The following is an 18,323-nucleotide window of genomic DNA, read 5'->3' on the forward strand; positions in this document are numbered from 1 at the left end:
ATAAAAATGTTTTTTCAAAAGGAGTAGTAATGACAAAAAGAAGAGAATATACAGTTGAGTTTTAATTAGAAGCTGTGTATTAAACAGCGTAGACATTCTGCTATTAATTATTGCATTCCTGAGCAATTTGATTCATTATTCTTTTTGTAAAAAATTTTCTTGACTTTCTCTCTACTTTTTCTGGGTAAGGTCACTTTAAAGGAAGTCTAATAGATGCTACATAGAAATCCAGATGAGTTTCTAAAGTCTATTCCAAAAGATAAGCGCATAATGTGCCTTGACATGGGAGAAAAGCAAATAGGTATAGCATTTAGCGATAAAACACAGCTTATAGCCACAGCTCATAGTGTATATTATAGGAAAAATATGAGCAAAGATTTAGGTTATCTGCATAGAATATTCAAAGAAAATGAAGCTGGATCAATGGTAATAGGACTACCATTAAAAATGGACGAGCAAGAAACTAAATGGTGTAAAACCATAATCCAATTCGCAAATAAAATAATAAAAAAATATAAAGTACATATATACTTACAAGACGAAAGCTTCTCAACATCTATCGCAACTCATACACTAAAAATCACTGGAATATCAATCACAAAATCAAAAAAAATAGATGATAAAATCTCCGCATGTATTATTTTGCAACGAACGTTAGACAAAATAAATACAATCAAATAGTTTTTTCAGATCTGGAAATCTTCAAACTGAATCTCATATAAAAGTTACTCAACAAAACAAGAACCTTTCGTATAAGCATGACAAATTGCTACAGCAAGAGCATCAGCAGCATGGTGACATTTTATACTCAAATTTTTAACTATTTGCTTCACCATAAATATAATCTGATCCTTATCAGCATGGCCATTTCCGGTAATGCTTTTTTTTACATAGTTTGCATCATATTCATTCATAGTTAGCTTTGTTATTTTTAACGCTAAAATTACAACCCCTCTTGCATATCCTAAAGTTAGTGAAGATTTAGGATTTTTATTAACAAAAATTTTTTCTACTGCAGCTTCATTCGGAGAATATTGAAATATTACTTTCTTTAATTGTTCAAAAATTATATGTAAGCGTTCACCTGTACCCAATTTTCCATCAGTTGATATGGTACCGCCGCCCAAAAATTCAATATTATTTTTCTCGTTCAGGCTGATAATGGCCCAACCAGTCTTGCTTATCCCTGGATCTAGACCTATTATTTTAACCACTTAATAAACGCTTAACCAATAGACAAACAAAAATAAAAACATCCAGACTACATCTACAAAGTGCCAATACCAGGAGGCAAACTCAAAGCACAAATGGTCCTGAGGTGTAAACTGGCCTTTCCGCGCTCTAAATAAACACACTGATAAAAATATTATTCCTATTATAACGTGTGCGCAGTGAAAACCGGTAATCATATAAAAATTGGATGTATAAATAAGCTTTTCTCCTGTTTCTTGTAGAGAAAAACTCGCTTCATGATACTCTATTGCTTGCACTATTATAAAAAAAACCCCAAGCAATATAGTTATGGACAGCATTTTAATCGTGCTCTTTTTATCATTTTCAAGTAAAGAGTGATTTGCCCAAGTAATTGTTGTACCAGAAAGCAATAATATTAATGTATTCATGAATGGTAGTGACCACGGATCAGGTGGCAAAATTCCCTCAGGGGGCCATTCAACTTTTTTTGCAGGAGAAAACGCCTCAAATAAAAAAACTGGATCAAGCCAGGCTTTAAAGAATGAACAAAAGAACACTATAAAAAATACGACCTCCGAGAGAATAAATAAGTACATTGCAAATTTGAGTCCATGTTTTACAATGGTAGTATGACATTTATCATAAATGGCCTCCCTTATTACATCTCTCCACCAATAGAACAGCACCCCTGATACTGCGGAGATTCCCAGAACTAAACAAAACATTCCGAAAATTTGTTTATGAAGCGCGCCAACTAATCCAAGTGCAAGAATAAGAATTGCTGCTGATATAGCAATTGGCCAAGGACTTGGGTCCACTAAATGAAAATCATGTTCTTTACTTTTCATAGCATTTTAAAAAATACTTACTAAGGATACAAATTAGCTTAAAATTGTCAATGTTCCTTAGGAAATTGATTGAATCTTGAAAAATTATATGCACCATTCAAAAAATCTAACATGAATTGGGCGCTTATTCTAAATAACTTAAGCATCCTGCTCTTTTCATTTTCTCTTGCCCTGCTGCAATATTCATCAACAATATTTTCCAAAATAATGCATCCAGATTCTATAAAACTACCGCTATAATAATCAAACCAATCCTTATATCTATTATTTTTCTTGAATCTATTTTTCATACTATCAACGATAGTCTTGTATATAAACATATAAGAATACAAAACTGTTATGGCTTCATAAGTGTTGCTATATGAGGTAGACAAAAGAAAATTAGTAAAATTTAAGCACTCAAGAGATTTCTCTCCACGACTTATAGCATATATAGCAAAGTAGTGGTTATGCAAAATTCTCTCAATAGCAATTGCCCCTCGAGCCACCCTAATAAGTGAAACAACATTGTTACAGCCTTCTACCCTGGATGCAGTAATTAAGACGGTACGAATATAATCACTCAAGAGTAATGTACCTTGTTGAATATAGAATCTGAAACTTTCTATACTTAGAGTGTTATTCTCCAATTCAACATTAAAAGGATGCTTAATTATATCCTTTAAAAGATTTGATCCATAACAACTCTTAATTATACCACTGAACACTACAATACTGCCAACGTAAACAACTTGTGCTAATGCGTTTTTATTGAGGTATATTAGAGCAATATGCCTCATCCAAAAACATTATCTCTAGCTCCAGTCCTTTCCTACAAAGCTCATATATCTTTTCCTTTTCACAGTCACTAGCTCTTTTGTATAGCCTACTTGTAATATCACTAACCTCCTCAACCACCGCGTCCATTCCTTTGCTATTACAGATATCAATCCACTTTTTGTATTTGTTATTTTTAATCCCCTTAGTTGTTATCTCATTTGCCATATGGCATATAACAATTTGGTATACATTAAAGGAAGAATAAGACAATACTAAGGTCTCAGTAACAGAATTGTGATACGCAGTACTCATGAAAAGGTCAACACAGGCAGAACAAGCTCTTGACTTTTTATGATTATCAGATAGATCACAATCCTCGAAATATTTTTTATATTGTTCTCGAAAATCAAATGCTCCTTTTGCTATATCAATTAACCTACTTATTGTTTCAACATCATTAACTTTAGCTGCAACAACTAAATGAGCACGAGCACAATCTACAGAACCTAGAAAATCCTGCTGAAGGTAAAATTTAAATCTTTTATAATCTAAAGTACCATTCATCAATTCAACATAAAAAGGATGTTCTTTCATCCTATCAATAAGATCGGAAAGCTCTTTTACAATTACGTTGTACAGTTCTCCTTCTATTTCGTTATACACTTTATGAGCCTCATAATAAAAACTGAATATAATAATTATCACTAATATAGTATAATTATTATGAAAAAGCAATTATACTTCAACAATAAGCTAGTATATAAATATGAGGCTGTAAATCAAAAATTTTAGCAATCTAAAGAAATTTTACTATTACCTTCTATATTGAATTCTCTACAAAGATCAGCAGACAAGTTCATGCTTTCCCAAGAAAATCCACCGTCATTTTCTGACTCTTTACCAAAATGTCCATAACAGGCTGTACGTTTATATATAGGGCGATTAAGCGATAAATGCTTGATTATGCCTTTTGTTGATAAATCTATACTATTCTCGATAAACTCTTTAATTACTCTTTCCTCCACCGCATTCGTACCAAATGTATCAATATAGAATGAAGTAGGTTTTGATACACCAATTGCATAAGAAAGCTGCACAAGACAACGTTCAGCTAAACCTGCAAAGACAATATTTTTAGCAAGGTATCTTGCCATATAAGCTGCAGATCTATCAACTTTGGTTGCATCTTTTCCGGAAAATGCCCCTCCACCGTGTGGAATATAACCTCCATAGGTATCAACCATAATTTTTCGTCCGGTTAATCCACAATCACTAACCGGTCCACCAATAACAAATCTACCAGTTGGATTGACTAAGAGATTTTCCTCAGGACATATCCACCCTTTAGGTAAAGATGAAACTATGTAAGGATAAATTATTTCTTTTACTTTTGATTGATCCAAATCCTCAGGGTGCTGTATTGAGACAATGATACTTTCAGCACGTACCGGGAGGTTATTCTCATATGCCAAAGTGATTTGTGATTTTGCATCCGGACCAAGCTTTGCTTCTTTAACTGCGCTCATGATATTTTTCAGAATCGAGTGTGCATAAAAAATGGGTGCTGGCATAAGGTTTTCTGTCTCTGTTGTTGCATAGCCATACATTATGCCCTGATCGCCAGCACCTTGATCCAACCCTATTACAATGTCATTTGATTGCTCATGCAGCAGTATATTTACCTTCACTTTTCTCCAGTGGAAACCATCATGCTCATAACCAATATCTTTTATTGTATTCCGTACAATACTTTCAATCCTGCTATTTTTGATGTTAGGTCCGAATACTTCCCCAGCTATAATAACGTTATCTTTGGTGACTAAAGTCTCTATTGCAGCTCGCGCAAAAGGATCAGTGAAAAGGTATTCATCAAGTATTGCATCTGAAATTTGATCTGCTACTTTATCTGGATGACCAGCCGCCATTGACTCACTGGTTACTAAATTTTTATATAAACTCATGCTTTAGGTTTCTGCTTATACAATACCAAAACCGCTATAAAAACACAGTTAGTAATTACTAAATGGTGGGCCTGGGAAGAGTTGAACCTCCGACCTCACGCTTATCAGGCGTGCGCTCTAACCACCTGAGCTACAGACCCCTGATTTATTCAAGCTGAAGCTTTCATATTATCTGTAGGCAAGATATCAATAAAAGTCTTTTTATTTGCTGACCTTCTAAAGCTGACCCAGCCTTCTACTTTGGCAAAAATCGTATGATCTTTACCTATACCAACATTCTTCCCAGGATGGAATTTTGTGCCTCTTTGGCGCACAATTATGTTACCAGGAATAACCTTCCCATTCTTCTTTATTCCTAACCTACGACCTGCTGAATCTCTACCATTACAGGAACTACCACCTGATTTTTTAGTTGCCATATCTTACCTCTTACTTTTGAAGATTAATTTCATTGATACGAAGAACAGTTATATACTGCCTATGACCAGTCTTTCTACGGTAATTTTTTCTTCTTTTCTTCTTAAAGATTATAATTTTTTCTCCTCTACACTGCTCCAATACTTCAGCTTTAACAGTAGCATTAGATGAATAAGATAAGCCATTATTTGAAATACAAATCACCTTATTGATTTCTACCTCTTTTTTTTCTTCAACTTCTAACTTCTCTACTTTTATTATACTGCCTTCTTTTACTAAATATTGTTTTCCACCAGTCTCAATTACTGCAAACATGATAAATATAAATTATTGTTATTAACTTTAATCGTAAACGATGTCATATATGCTGTCAATATAAATAAAAAACATGACTTAATGCTCCTTCTGAGCTACTTAAATACTTCTATCTTTTTTCACCTTGTTATCTGCTTTTTCTCAGACAATAATTAATTCTCAAAAAATCTTGTTTTGAACAGAAGCAAAACTTGATCATTTTTAATCTCCCTCACTTTGCTTTTGCGGTAGGTCTCTAATTAAAACTCCATAATATGGCTTATTAATTATCTAGCAAAAATTCAGCTTCAATTTGAAAAAAGTACAACCTGTTGCTATTCAGCTGGGGTTTTATAAGTTATAATTTATTCCAAGCTCAAATCCATGATTATAATCTTCAAATGCTTTCAATAGACTATAACCAGCAAAAGCACTTGTCCTTGAAGAAAGCGGAAAATCAAGACCAGAGCTTATTTTATATGAGAAACCAAACTTTGACTGTCCAATAAAATCGATAGCAGCACCTATACCAATATTGACATACGGAGTGATATCCGTGTTTGTAAACTCGTAATGATAACGTAAATTTGCTAAAATTCCTCCTTGCAGTCTGTATTTAAAAATATTTGCAACTGAAATCATAGGCTCAACTGAAATTTTTACGCTGTTTGTGTAGTGATAACCGATACTATGACTAAAATTGCCAGAACTGTATGACGAAGAAGTATAGATCCTATCTCTAACCCAATCAACTCCAAAACATGGTACTGACAAAGAAACAGCAGGCAATATAGCTACTAAGGTAAGTAATTTTTTCATTTTTACCCTCCAAATATTGATATACGCATGTATACAAATATAAGCATTAAAAATAATATAATTACAGCGAATTACTTTATTCTCTTAATCACCTGCTTTTCTCTTGCTATTGCAAGGCTTTTTTCTGGTACATCTTCCACTATAACACTACCTGCCGCAATTACAGAGTCATCATGAACATTAAGCGGTGCAATGAGTGAGCTATTGGCACCAATAAAGCAATTGCTTCCTATGTTCGTTTTATGTTTCTTTTTCCCATCATAATTACAAACAATAGTACCTGCTCCTATATTACTCCTCTGCCCTACTTTAGCATTTCCTATATAACTTAAGTGTTTTATTCTAGTGTTTTGACCAACTTCACTTGTTTTCACTTCCACAAAATTTCCTATTTTTGCCTTATTACCAATTGTTGTGTTTCCGCGTATTCTGGTAAATGGACCGACCTCAGCATTACTTTTAATTAAGCAGTTTTTTAAATGCGAAAATGGCAGTATTTTCGCACCAGACTCTATTTTCACTCCAGTACCGAAAAAAACATATGGGTAAATAACTGAATCTCTGGCAATTTGCGTATCAAGAGAAAAGAAAACAGTCTCTGGAGCAACAAGCGTTACTCCAGAGTTGGTAAAAAATTTTCTTTTGTTTTCTTGAAAGTAAAATTCAGCTTTTATAAGGTCATTTCTGTTATTTATTCCCGTTGCCTCTTCTCCACCGGTAATAACGTAACCGACATTTAAATTACTCTTCACTGCAATGGAAACTATATCGGTCAAATAATATTCATGAGTTGAGCTATTGCACTCTATTTTCTCCACCAATTCACGTAAATTCTTTGCACATGCAACCATTATTCCAGCATTTGCAAGAAACTCTTCATGATTATTTTTATCACTCTTTGCTTCTACGATTTCTCTTAAGGAACCATTCTCAATAATTAACCTACCGTATTCTTTATTGCTTGTCCTAAAACCTAGGCAAACTAGAGCCTTGCCTTCTAAGCAACTAACCATTTTAGTTATTGTGCTGCTTTTTATGAGTGGGGTATCTCCATACTGCACAATAATTATGCTCGAATCTGGCAATTCTTTCAGGTTTCTCATCGCAGTTTTGACTGCATCTCCCGTGCCAAGTGTTAATTCTTGTGTAATTAACTGTATATCCTTAAAGCACTTTAGTCTTTCAATTAAAGGCAGATCAACTACAACAGCAATATTTTCAGGATTTAACTGTTTTGCATTGTAAATGACATGCTGGAGCATGGAAAAACTGCCTATTTTGTGTAGGACCTTAGGCAAATCTGAATTCATCCGCCTGCCATGCCCTGCAGCAAGTATAACGAACGTATGAGTTTTACTTATCACTTATCTTAAAGATGAAAAATGAAAACCGTAATGATCAAGCCATCTGATTTTGTTGTCATAAAAGCTCCTTAAGTCGCTAATTTGATATTTTAGCATTGCAAGCCTTTCTATACCAATGCCAAACGCAAAACCGCTGTATTTAGTGTGATCTATTCCAACATTTTGAAATACATTTGGATGCGTCATACCGCATCCCAGTACTTCTATCCATTTACTACCTTTATAACTTATGTCCACTTCTGCAGAAGGCTCGGTAAAAGGGAAAAAACTATTACGAAAACGTATCTTCAGCCCTTTATCTCCAAAAAACTTATTAAGGAAGTGATGAATAGTAAATTTTAACTGGCCCATATTGACATTCTCATTGACATATAACCCCTCTATTTGATGGAACATAGGGGTGTGAGTTGCATCAAAGTCGTTTCTGTATACTCTACCAGGAGATACGATTTTAATCGGAAAAGTTTTCGCTTTTTCCATAGTTCTGATCTCCACAGATGAGGTATGAGTGCGCAGCACCATTCTTTTGTCGTTTATTTTATTCTTTAAGTAGAAGGTATCTTGCTCCTCCCGCGCAGGGTGGTGACTTGGAGTATTCAGTGCATCAAATACATGAAATTCATCTTCAATGTCAGGGCCATCAACTGCTTTAAAACCCATATGTGCAAAAATAAGCTTTACTTCATTTAGAACCTTACTGAGTGGATGGACCTTGCCCATTTTTTCTGGTCTAACGGGCAACGTGATATCAACCGCCTCGTTCTGCAATTTAAAGTTAACTTCTTCGGCTTTTAGTGCATTTTCCTTATTCATTATAAGCTGATCTAGCTTATTACGTAAAACGTTGATAACTTCGCCTAAATTGCGCTTTTTTCCTGCGTCTTCTATCTCTTTTAAGTTGTCAAAATAAGCTTTAATTACACCCTTTTTTCCCAAATATGATAGCCTGACTTTTTCTAAATCTTGTAAAGAAGAAGCATTCTCAATTTCAGAGACCGCTTTATCTTCAAGTGAAGGTATTTCATTCAGTAGCTCTTTATTCATCTTAGAAACGCTGGCTTAAACTTTAATTATAGTAAAATCTTGAATAGCATCAACAATCTAAAAACTGTCCCATTTTGATTATTAATTTATTGACCAATTAGTTTTTTTTATTTACCTTTGCGTTGATGAATTTGCTGTATCAACCATGCACAACAGTGACACTGAAACTGATAATAAGTACAAAATAGAGGATTTACCTAAGTTCTTTAAGGAAAGATCCAAAAACATAAGTAAAGCATTTTCTAGCAAAATAATTAAGATCAGTACCATTCGCTCGAGAAGTATTGAAAGTAATATACAAGAATTTTCATTTGAGCTAACAGCAACAGGTAAAGACACCTTTAATACAAGACCATTTCAAATAAAATCTTTAATTGATTTTTTTAAAATCTGCCTTTCTCGGGAAAAAAATTTTACAGTCAACATAAAAGTACCAAAAGAAAGCAGTGAATTATATAATAACTACTGTAAAACTAGTAGTGATAAAACTGTAGAAGAATTCGTAAATAATGCTCCGCCTCAAATCCTTCTGCAAGGAATAACAATCATACTACAAACAAATGTTAAAGACATTAACTTAGATAATTTGCACCAAATAGGGTCATTTTTAAATGAAAGGCTAAAACATGCAGAAAAAACTGAAAATGAGGAACAGAGTCAAGTTACACTACAAGTAAAAGAAGCAGAAAATAAAGACAGACAAGAACAGAGTGAAACTAAGCAAAAAAACGCACAAAATAGACAAATTGTACCATTTACAGGCTCGTTTGGCTTTAACGTAGCAAGCAAAGTAAATTGTAAAGCTCCAGTGGTTACTGCTGCAATAAAAGCTAATATACCAAAATATAGAATCTTCCTTCCCTTATCCAATTTTTTTAATGATGTAATAAGGTTATCCCTTTTAAGAACACCAAAACCTTCTATACAGAGCAACAATATACCATTTGGTGTCATTCCAGCGCTTGACGCTGGAATCCAGAAAAAAAAAGAAAAATGGACCCCAGTGTCAGCTACTTGGATGACAAGTAGTATAGGAAATCCAATACCTCAAGGAGCAGAACAGAATGTAGGTCAAACTACTTCGCACACAGAGTATTTTAAGGCTAACAGAAAAAAGAAGTCAAAAAAGCAGACCAAAGAACTATCAGAGAAAGAAAAACAATTAGCCATAAAACAAGCACAAAATGATGCTAGAGTAGCTATGTTAGATAACCAGATTGAGCGCAGGGGAAAAAAACTCGATGAAATATTTATTGAAGTGATGAATGGATACAAAAATCAAGATCCAGAAACATTTCGCAATGTTTTTAACTCAATATTCAATATTGTTTATTTTCAAGATAAACAATTACATGAAATATTGGAGTCAGGTGAGATATCAGAAGTATTAGAAATACTAGAAATACCACAACCAGCTGGCAAGTCTTCTTTTCCAAAAGAGTATTTACATAAGCAAGTATATAAAAAAAAAGAGCAATTGCTCAAATTAGTTTCAGGTGTTTATATACAACAACCTCCTACGCAACATGAAAATACTCCTCATAAATCTACAAACCCTTTACCAATAAATAAATCTAAAGATCCTTCACCAGCAACAAATGAAGCTAAAACTCTACCACCTACTAACATTACACTCAAATCACCGTTAAAAACTGTATTTTCCTCAAAAAAGGCTTATTTTTGTCTATTTATAATAGTAGCATCTGCATCAACACTTTGCTTATGGCATTTTCCATTAGGAAAAGTGTCAATGTTAAAAGAATTAGTGCCACCAGAAAAAAGAGAAAATATTGGGTTAGCATTGAACATAGGGTTACCGACATTGATTACATTATGTGTTTTGAGTTTAGCTTACTTTATATATTCTGAATATTCTATAGAATCTGTTAAGCAAGTAAGTGAAAACGATCCCCTTTCTCGTGCCTATAGCTAGTGCAGGCTCAGTTTTCCTACGTCATACCGCCGCGGATAGATCCCGCTAACAAGCAGCGGGATGACAGCAGTCCTACGTCATACCGTCACGGTATCTCACATAGATCCCACTAGCAAGCAGCGGAATGACGAATTTGTCATTTTTTAAATCGTTGGTAAACCAGAATTACTTTAGCTATAACAAAATAGAAGTAAGTTGTTGTAAAAAAATTTTCATGGTAAAATTATTTATTTTCACCATATGTTTAAAGGAATTATCACGGATATCGGGACTATAACTGATACTACCACTCACTCCAACTCTGATCAAATTTTCCATATCAAAACACAAAATTTACCCTCTATAAACAAAGGAGATTCAATAGCTTGCTCTGGTGTATGTTTAACTGTTGTGAACATACTGAACGATGTATTCACAGTTCAAGTGTCTCAAGAAACTATGAAGGTTGCTAACTTAAATACGTGGAGAATAGGAAAAAAAATAAACCTAGAACAAGCAATGCGGCTAAGCGACAGAATCGATGGCCACTTGGTTCAGGGTCATGTTGATGGGATAGTAAAAATTTTAACAATTGAGCGAAATTTAGATTCTCATGAAATCAAACTATCGTGCCCACAAGAATTAATTAAATTTGTTGCAAAAAAAGGCTCCGTTACACTAGACGGGGTTTCCCTTACAGTGAATTCAGTTATTAATCAGGAATTTATAGTAAATATAATTCCCTATACATGGGAAAATACAACTTTTCAGTACAACAAAATAAATGATTATCTGAATTTAGAAATTGACATGATCGCTAGGTATTTAGATCAATTGATGCAGCATAAATACAATTAATTTTACAACCTTGTTATTTACAACTATTATATCTTGAAAACCATATAGATATAAAATATGCTTTTCGATAGCCTAATTATCTTCATTGTTGTTCTATGCGTAATAATCTCGGTAACTAGAGGTTTTATAAAAGAGCTATGCGCATTGATGTTTCTATTTTTATCAATTTTTCTGACAGCTAATCACTATGATTTTTTCACTCCAAATTATAGTAAATATTTTGATTCTAAAGTTATACTAAACATACTTTCTACAATCTCTGTATTTATTATACTTAATCTTATATTCATGATAATAAACAACTGGCTAATGTACATATTATCACCCATAAGGTTGGGGTTTATCGATAGAGTTACTGGAATCTTTCTCGGAGTGCTTAAAGGAATATTGCTCTCTTATGTATTATTTTTTGCTGTGCACTTATATTGCTACACAGTATATGACAAAAAAGAATATGGCAAAAAAGAGGAACATTCTGAAATAAAAGCAGAAGACATATTGCCTAATTGGATAATAAATTCACACTCTTATCAGGCTTTATTTGTGACAGCAGAAGAAGTAATTGACATGTATGTACCAGAGTCGTTGATACTAAAAATAAAAGAGATCGGTGGAGAAATGGTTGATCAAGAAAAACCCAAAAACAATAAAAAAGAAGAGTAAATATTTATTTATAAATATGTTCATTAGGAGTATTCAAAAAGCCATATGTGTCAGGTTAAGAGCACTCCTCTCTTATAATTCACGTATTTAAGAATGACTTCTGCTAAACCTTTACTAATTCCATGTACGTTTTGAATTTCAGCCAGAGAAGCTTTGCTTATATTTTTCACTGAACCAAAATAAGACATCAACGCCTTTTTCCTTTTGTTGCCAATACCGGGTATTTTGCTTAATTGTGAAACTATAAACTGTTTATCGCGTTTTTTTCTATGTGAAGTTATCGCAAAACGGTGGGCTTCATTACGCAGCAATTGTAAGTAAAGCATGACTTTGCTGTCATTTGCCAGACTGAATTCTTCCCTGCCCAGCATATAAAATGTTTCATTTCCTGCGTTACGATCAGGACCTTTTGCCATACAAGCAAAAGGAACGTTTATATTCAATACTTCCAGTACATTCTGTACTATGGAAACATGTCCTGGTCCACCATCAATCAGTAAAAAATCAGGTATTATGCCTTTTATATTGCCGGAGAAACGTCTGGTTAGCACTTCCCTCATCATTTTATAGTCATCGCCTGAAAATTTTTCCTTTATAGTAAATTTTCTGTACTCACTTTTTAAAAAACCCTCCTGCCCTGCAACAACCATTACACCAATTTGTTGATTTCCAAATATATGGCTATTGTCATAAACCTCAATACGCTTTGGAATGTTTGGTAACAAGAAGATTTTGCTAAGCTCCTCAAGCTTTTCTAGGTTATTTCTATAATCGATAAGCTTCTGCTCTAAGCTATGCTGAGAGTTATCATAAACAAATTTCAATAAATCACGCTCTTTTTTATTCTTTGCATGCAGAACTTTTACTGGCTTTTGAGCAACCTTATATAGTGCTTGTTCTATAATTTCCTTATCCACAATAGAATCTGGAACGTAAATTTGTATTGGAGGTATGTTAGCTGAATTATAAAAATTGACCAAAAAGGTGGATAAAATTTCATCATTTGAGTGATCACCACAGTTCTCGGCAAAGTAAGGAGTGCTGCCGTAGTTGTCTTTATTTCTGAACGATAACACACTAATACATGCTAGATCCTCTTCACGTACAATACTGAAGAAATCTGCATCTTTTTCAAAAGAAAAATCCGTGTGCTGTATTTGAATTTGCTCAAGAAACTTTACCCGATCTCTATATATAGCAGCAAGCTCATAGTTTTCTTCACTGCTGCACTTTCTCATTGTGAAAAGTAACTGTTCTTTCACTTCCTTATTTCTTCCAAGCAATGTATTTCGTGCCTGTTTTACTGATTGGCAGTAGTCGTCTTTTGTGATTTTGTTTATGCATGGTGCTGAGCAGCGCTTAATTTGATATTCAATACATGGTCTTTTTGTTGAGGAAAAGTATTGATCTGAACATACTCTTAGGAGAAAAGCTTTTTGCAATGACAATATAGTTTGCTTAACAGCAGCGGCAGATGTAAAGGGACCATAATAATGAAACTCATTCTTCTTAAATTTGCCTCTATATTTTGCTATTCTTGGATAATCGTGCTTGGAAATTGTTATATAAGGATAAAATTTTCCATCCTTGAGCACAATATTATAAAGTGGTTTCAATGATTTTATTAACTGTGCTTCAAGAAGCAGTGCTTCGATTTCATTCTCAGTGATGAATATTTCAACCTTAACAACCTGTGAGAGCATAACTCTAATTCGTTCAGAAAGGTTTTCGAATTGAAGGTAGTCAGATAATCTCGATTTCAAGTTTTTTGCTTTACCAATGTATAAAACTTTATCCTTATCTCCAATCATCTTATACACACCACAAGACTGCGGAGATAATTTTATCTGTTCTTTATATTGCTTGAACATTTATCCATTACTTGACTTGTATGAGGTTAAAATCTGCTACTAAATGAAAGACGGAAACTACATTTTCAAGCAAAGATAATCTGTTTCTTCTCAGCTTATCAGAATCACAGTTAATCTTTACACTGTCCATAAACTGATTGATAAACGGAGCAAAACCAGCAAGTTCATCAAGCGCTGCATTAAAGTGGTTATTTTTTATCGCTTGTTTTATGTTTTTACAAGCAGTTATAGCACAATTTGATAGCGCAATTTCTTCATTTTCAATCAAAAATCTCTTACCGTAAGATGCACTATAAGTAGTGCCATCACTTTTCCTTACTTTGCTCATCATGTTACTGACTCTTTTGTAAGTGCTTAGAATCTGTTCACCTTCTGGCGTACTAAGATAACGATCCAATATAACAGTTTGCTTTTCTGCTGTCAGCAGATCATTAATATCGATTTTATATAGTATTGAATCTACGACATCTTGCCTTATATCTCTATTTTTTAAAATAACCTTGAATCTTTCTAAGCAGAATCTAAATACTAGTTCTGAAATTTGTTTTCTATTTGGCTTATCAACTGACGTTGTATTTTCATTAAATAGAAGCCTTGAATATAAAGATACTGACTTATCTATCAATAGCCTAATTGGAATATGCAAATTATTTTCAAGTATTGTTCTAATTATACTAATTGTCATTCTCCGCAAACCAAACTGATCATACGAACCAGAGATTTTCTCACCTGCTGCAATTAAACCAACTAAGCTATCCACTTTGTCTGCAATTGACACAGCAATTGCTGAAGGGGATTTAGGACACTCCTGCTCTGGCCCGATTGGCTTATAGTGTTCAGTTATAGCTTCCACTATTTCTCTATCTTCTTGAAAATAAGAAGCATAATATCCACCCATTACTCCTTGTAATTCTGGAAACTCTCTTACTATCGATGTTGCCAAATCAGCTTTTGCCAAATATGCAGCACGTTCAACTTTTATCAGCGAAGCATGTGGAATAAATATAGCTATATACTTTGACAGAGACGTAATACGCTTCACCTTTTCCCCCACGCTGCCAAGAAAAGCATGAAATAATATCGAACCCAATTTTTTGACATAATGATCCAGATCTTCCTTTTTGTCCTGAGATATCAAAAATTGTGCATCAGCAAGACGTGCTTCTAATATTCTTTCGTGTCCTTTAACAACTTCACCATTGTTGACGTTGACAACAGTGACAAAGTGTGAAATTCTCTTTCCATTACTTAAAGCAAGATATTTTTGCTGCGTATTAATTATACTAAGAATTACTTCCTTCGGTAATCCAAATGACTTTTCTTGATTCACTTCACCAAACAGTACGATTGGCCACTCTATAAGCCCTGTCAATTCATTTAGTAAATAATCATTTTTCTCAAGTTGTAAATTCTGCTCTTTTGTGAATTTATTAATCTGATCTAGTATAAATTGCTTTCTTTTGTCCAGCTGGAGAATTACGCTGTTTTTTTCTAGCAATTCAAAATAGTCTTTAGGTGCTTTAATAGTTAACGTCGCATCACTTGAGAGAAATCGATGGCCATATGTTGTGTTAGATGCTGTGATCCCTGCAAAAGACACAGGTATTATTTCGTCATTTAAAATGCATAAAATGTTTTTAATTGGCCTAACCCACCTTTCTTTTCCTTCGCCCCATCTCATGCTCTTCAACCAAGAAAAGTTTTTGAGCATTTCCTCCAGTTGATTTTTGAGGAATTCTCTGATGTTAAATGAGCAGCTTTCTCTTTTAATGAAGTAAAAATCCTCATTATTTACTTTTCGAACGAGCAAATCTTCTTCATTTTTCTGATATTTTCTTAAAAAACCTTCGATAGCACTTTTTGGTGCGTTAATGTTTGGTCCCTTAACTTCGTTATTGGAATCCTTTAGCTCCAAAGCATTTATGTTGTCAACAAATAGGATAATGCGACGTGCCGTTACAAAAACCTCCATTGATGTAAATTTTACATTATTTTTGTTAAAAACATTGGCAATACAGCTCTTAACTTGAGTTGCAGCTACATTCTGCATTCTCGATGGTATTTCTTCTGAAAGGCACTCAAATAACAACTGCAACGACATACGCTATTTACTCATGTACAATTCGCAACATTTTTTTGTCAGCTCTCTAACTCTACCAATATGCGCTGTACGTTCATTGACACCAAGCACACCTCTTGCATCAAGCAGATTAAGTAGGTGACTAGTTTTAATACATTGGTCATAAGCTGCAATTGGTAGCTCCTTTTCAATAAGGAACTTACATAATTTTTCCGTATCTTCAAATTGCTGCTGTACCACTTTAGTATCATAATAATCTAACGCTAAATAAGAAAATTCATATTCTCTTTGTTTAAAAATATCTCCGTAAGTTACACCGTTATCGTTCCAAGTTATATCGTAAACATTATCTACACCTTGTATGCACATTGCTAAACGTTCCAACCCATATGCCACCTCACCAGGAATCATCTTGCAGTCAATCCCTCCAACTTGCTGTATATAAGTAAGCTGTGTTACTTCCATTCCATTGCATGTAACTTCCCATCCAAGTCCTGATGCACCAACACTTGGGTTTTCCCAATCATCTTCAACAAACTTAATATCATATTTTTCTGTAGATATGCCAAGAGCTTTTAAGCTATCTAAATAGACGTTTTGTAAATTATTACCAGATGGCTTTATTATAACTTGATATTGGTGATGTTGATACAAGCGATTAGGATTATCACTATAGCGTCCATCTGCTGGCCTAATTACTGGTTGTAGATATGCAATTTTTGTCGGTTTTGTATCAATTGCAGACATAATTGTTGCAGGATGTAATGTACCAGCACCAACTTCAGATGTGTATGGGTGAAGTATAACGCACCCTTCACCAGCCCAAAAATCTTGCAACTCTTTTATTATACTTTGTAAATTCACACAAATTGCACACTTTTTATACTAAATATATAAATAAATAAGTACTATTCAATATTTATTTTTTTTTGCAGCACTATGTAAATAATCACCTAAAACTGCTGAACTTTCCCTCACATACTGAATTATGCTTTTATTTAGGACAATTGCATCATGCATAGTTAAATCGCAGAATATAAATGCTGTTAAATACAGTAAAATCACCGCATAAAATGTGTGAAAAATCCCCTCAAATGTAATTGAAATTGCATTATTATAGCTGAGTTGTATTGAACTTATTGGCCATGGTTTTATCACTTCTACGACATTAAAAAATACGTAAGGTATCATAAGAAAAAAGAAAAAGTGCATAAAATCATTAAACCAAAATGGGCATTGAAACATCTGCTTACATATACTCCCATAGAGTTTACTTACAGTATAATAAATTGACATTATTGCTGGCATTGAAAGTGCTACAGTCAATACTTGCCCTGACGCTATTTGTATTACTATTTCTTCACCACTGTTTGCTGAAGGGCCCTGAGCATGAAAAATAAATATTCCAATTAATTGTATTACTAACATAACTATTGCCAATTTTGTAAAAACAGCAGCTACAACTATTCCTGAATTTGGCATTTTATATAGTAAATATTCGCCTCCATATGTAAAAATCAATATAACATCGACAATAAATAATATTAAAAAAGAAGACCAATAGTTCTGCCAACCTGGTAAATATCCTATTCCCAAAAAAGAGCTTACTGTTTTGGCAGGAAAAACCTTACCTAGCATCTTTCCCAAAAATTCAAAAAAAATCCCCATGCTCTAAGTAACACTTGGTTTATATTATTTATAATACTGTATTGTAACGGACTTATCAATAGACTTCTTGCATAGAAAAAAGGCAAATAGTTATTATAGCTCTAAGTTTACCGACAACCGTTCCTCCCTGTCATCCGAGTAGCCTTCTCTTGTATGGTCCCAGAGTGTGATGGTGTGGGTCTATTATAAATATCAAGCAAATAAAAAAAAGGCAAAAGAAACCCCGGTCACTGTTTATTTTCAGTATTGGCGTTTTTTTAAGTCTTAAACACTGCAATTTAGCTGCTTTTAAGTGCAACTAACCTTAGCTTTAATATTTAAGAAATTTACTAAGCAGAAAAAAAGGCAAAAGATATCCCGTGTTAACTAGTTGTCACTCTCTAATCCTGCAAATCGGCGTTCTATACTGTCTTAAACGCTTTGTAAGCGCGTTTCAGCTTATATGGGTAAAAACCCAGAAAGGTTGTGAAGACATAAGGTGCACATAGTGCAAAAAATTAAAAATAAGACGCCAATCACGTAATACTGTTGTCGTTTAATCTGCACAGATTGAAGATAATAAAATACCTTC

Annotated in this window: 18 protein-coding genes and 1 tRNA gene; 4 read left to right on the plus strand and 15 right to left on the minus strand. The window is 33.7% G+C overall.

What is annotated here, in order from left to right:
• The first annotated feature begins 213 nt into the window (after nt 1-213).
• Entirely contained in the window at nt 214-681 is a 468-nt protein-coding gene (gene ruvX, locus ABWU36_RS03990; RefSeq protein WP_253309368.1) for a Holliday junction resolvase RuvX, read from the plus strand.
• A gap of 44 nt (nt 682-725) precedes the next feature.
• Here ruvX and ruvC read toward each other — a convergent pair whose 3' ends face one another.
• The 11 genes from ruvC to pheS form a co-directional block, all read right to left on the minus strand.
• Nucleotides 726-1,214 carry a crossover junction endodeoxyribonuclease RuvC gene (gene ruvC, locus ABWU36_RS03995; RefSeq protein WP_253309367.1) on the minus strand — a complete coding sequence of 163 codons (489 nt, stop codon included), beginning with the start codon at nt 1,212-1,214 and terminating at the stop codon, nt 726-728.
• Nucleotides 1,215-2,042, minus strand: a complete 828-nt coding sequence (locus ABWU36_RS04000) for a cytochrome c oxidase subunit 3 (RefSeq protein WP_265017353.1) — start codon at nt 2,040-2,042, stop codon at nt 1,215-1,217.
• A 47-nt stretch (nt 2,043-2,089) separates the two neighbouring features.
• A complete protein-coding gene (locus tag ABWU36_RS04005; protein WP_341816373.1) occupies nt 2,090-2,749 on the minus strand; it encodes a TenA family transcriptional regulator in 660 nt (219 codons plus the stop codon).
• Between the two features lie 40 nt (nt 2,750-2,789).
• Nucleotides 2,790-3,464, minus strand: coding sequence for a TenA family transcriptional regulator (locus ABWU36_RS04010; protein ID WP_264687814.1), 675 nt, complete (start codon nt 3,462-3,464; stop codon nt 2,790-2,792).
• Nucleotides 3,465-3,589: 125 nt separating this feature from the next.
• Nucleotides 3,590-4,762, minus strand: a complete 1,173-nt coding sequence (gene metK, locus ABWU36_RS04015) for a methionine adenosyltransferase (protein WP_353273032.1) — start codon at nt 4,760-4,762, stop codon at nt 3,590-3,592.
• 63 nt (nt 4,763-4,825) lie between these two features.
• Nucleotides 4,826-4,902: transfer RNA gene (locus tag ABWU36_RS04020), tRNA-Ile, on the minus strand.
• A gap of 9 nt (nt 4,903-4,911) precedes the next feature.
• The gene (gene rpmA / locus ABWU36_RS04025; RefSeq protein ID WP_096617064.1) at nt 4,912-5,181 is read right to left on the minus strand and encodes a 50S ribosomal protein L27; all 270 of its coding nucleotides are present in this window, start codon (nt 5,179-5,181) and stop codon (nt 4,912-4,914) included.
• Nucleotides 5,182-5,191: 10 nt separating this feature from the next.
• Nucleotides 5,192-5,494, minus strand: coding sequence for a 50S ribosomal protein L21 (rplU, locus tag ABWU36_RS04030; RefSeq protein ID WP_096617066.1), 303 nt, complete (start codon nt 5,492-5,494; stop codon nt 5,192-5,194).
• A 330-nt stretch (nt 5,495-5,824) separates the two neighbouring features.
• Entirely contained in the window at nt 5,825-6,292 is a 468-nt protein-coding gene (locus ABWU36_RS04035) for a P44/Msp2 family outer membrane protein (protein ID WP_353273033.1), read from the minus strand.
• A gap of 71 nt (nt 6,293-6,363) precedes the next feature.
• Nucleotides 6,364-7,656, minus strand: a complete 1,293-nt coding sequence (gene glmU / locus ABWU36_RS04040; RefSeq protein ID WP_253307320.1) for a bifunctional UDP-N-acetylglucosamine diphosphorylase/glucosamine-1-phosphate N-acetyltransferase GlmU — start codon at nt 7,654-7,656, stop codon at nt 6,364-6,366.
• Entirely contained in the window at nt 7,657-8,700 is a 1,044-nt protein-coding gene (pheS, locus tag ABWU36_RS04045) for a phenylalanine--tRNA ligase subunit alpha (protein WP_265017357.1), read from the minus strand.
• A 145-nt stretch (nt 8,701-8,845) separates the two neighbouring features.
• Between pheS and ABWU36_RS04050 the strand changes: the two genes are divergently transcribed.
• The 3 genes from ABWU36_RS04050 (at nt 8,846) to ABWU36_RS04060 (ending at nt 12,133) form a co-directional block, all read left to right on the plus strand.
• A complete protein-coding gene (locus ABWU36_RS04050; RefSeq protein WP_264687810.1) occupies nt 8,846-10,633 on the plus strand; it encodes a hypothetical protein in 1,788 nt (595 codons plus the stop codon).
• 240 nt (nt 10,634-10,873) lie between these two features.
• Complete coding sequence (locus ABWU36_RS04055) at nt 10,874-11,470, plus strand: riboflavin synthase (RefSeq protein WP_264687809.1); 597 nt, start codon at nt 10,874-10,876, stop codon at nt 11,468-11,470.
• 57 nt (nt 11,471-11,527) lie between these two features.
• Nucleotides 11,528-12,133 (plus strand): CvpA family protein, encoded by a 606-nt coding sequence (locus tag ABWU36_RS04060; RefSeq protein ID WP_253307316.1) that lies wholly within the window; start codon nt 11,528-11,530, stop codon nt 12,131-12,133.
• A 50-nt stretch (nt 12,134-12,183) separates the two neighbouring features.
• Here ABWU36_RS04060 and uvrC read toward each other — a convergent pair whose 3' ends face one another.
• The 4 genes from uvrC to ABWU36_RS04080 are packed head-to-tail and all read right to left on the minus strand — an operon-like array spanning nt 12,184 to nt 17,752.
• Complete coding sequence (uvrC, locus tag ABWU36_RS04065) at nt 12,184-14,004, minus strand: excinuclease ABC subunit UvrC (RefSeq protein WP_253307315.1); 1,821 nt, start codon at nt 14,002-14,004, stop codon at nt 12,184-12,186.
• 7 nt (nt 14,005-14,011) lie between these two features.
• Nucleotides 14,012-16,105, minus strand: a complete 2,094-nt coding sequence (gene glyS / locus ABWU36_RS04070; RefSeq protein ID WP_353273034.1) for a glycine--tRNA ligase subunit beta — start codon at nt 16,103-16,105, stop codon at nt 14,012-14,014.
• Nucleotides 16,106-16,108: 3 nt separating this feature from the next.
• Nucleotides 16,109-16,948 (minus strand): glycine--tRNA ligase subunit alpha, encoded by an 840-nt coding sequence (locus ABWU36_RS04075; RefSeq protein ID WP_253307313.1) that lies wholly within the window; start codon nt 16,946-16,948, stop codon nt 16,109-16,111.
• Nucleotides 16,949-16,996: 48 nt separating this feature from the next.
• Nucleotides 16,997-17,752, minus strand: coding sequence for a phosphatidylglycerophosphatase (locus ABWU36_RS04080; RefSeq protein ID WP_353273035.1), 756 nt, complete (start codon nt 17,750-17,752; stop codon nt 16,997-16,999).
• Between the last annotated feature and the right edge of the window lie 571 nt (nt 17,753-18,323).

The sequence above is a fragment of the Wolbachia endosymbiont (group A) of Portevinia maculata genome (assembly GCF_964028525.1).
In the GTDB taxonomy this organism is placed as follows: Bacteria; Pseudomonadota; Alphaproteobacteria; order Rickettsiales; family Anaplasmataceae; genus Wolbachia.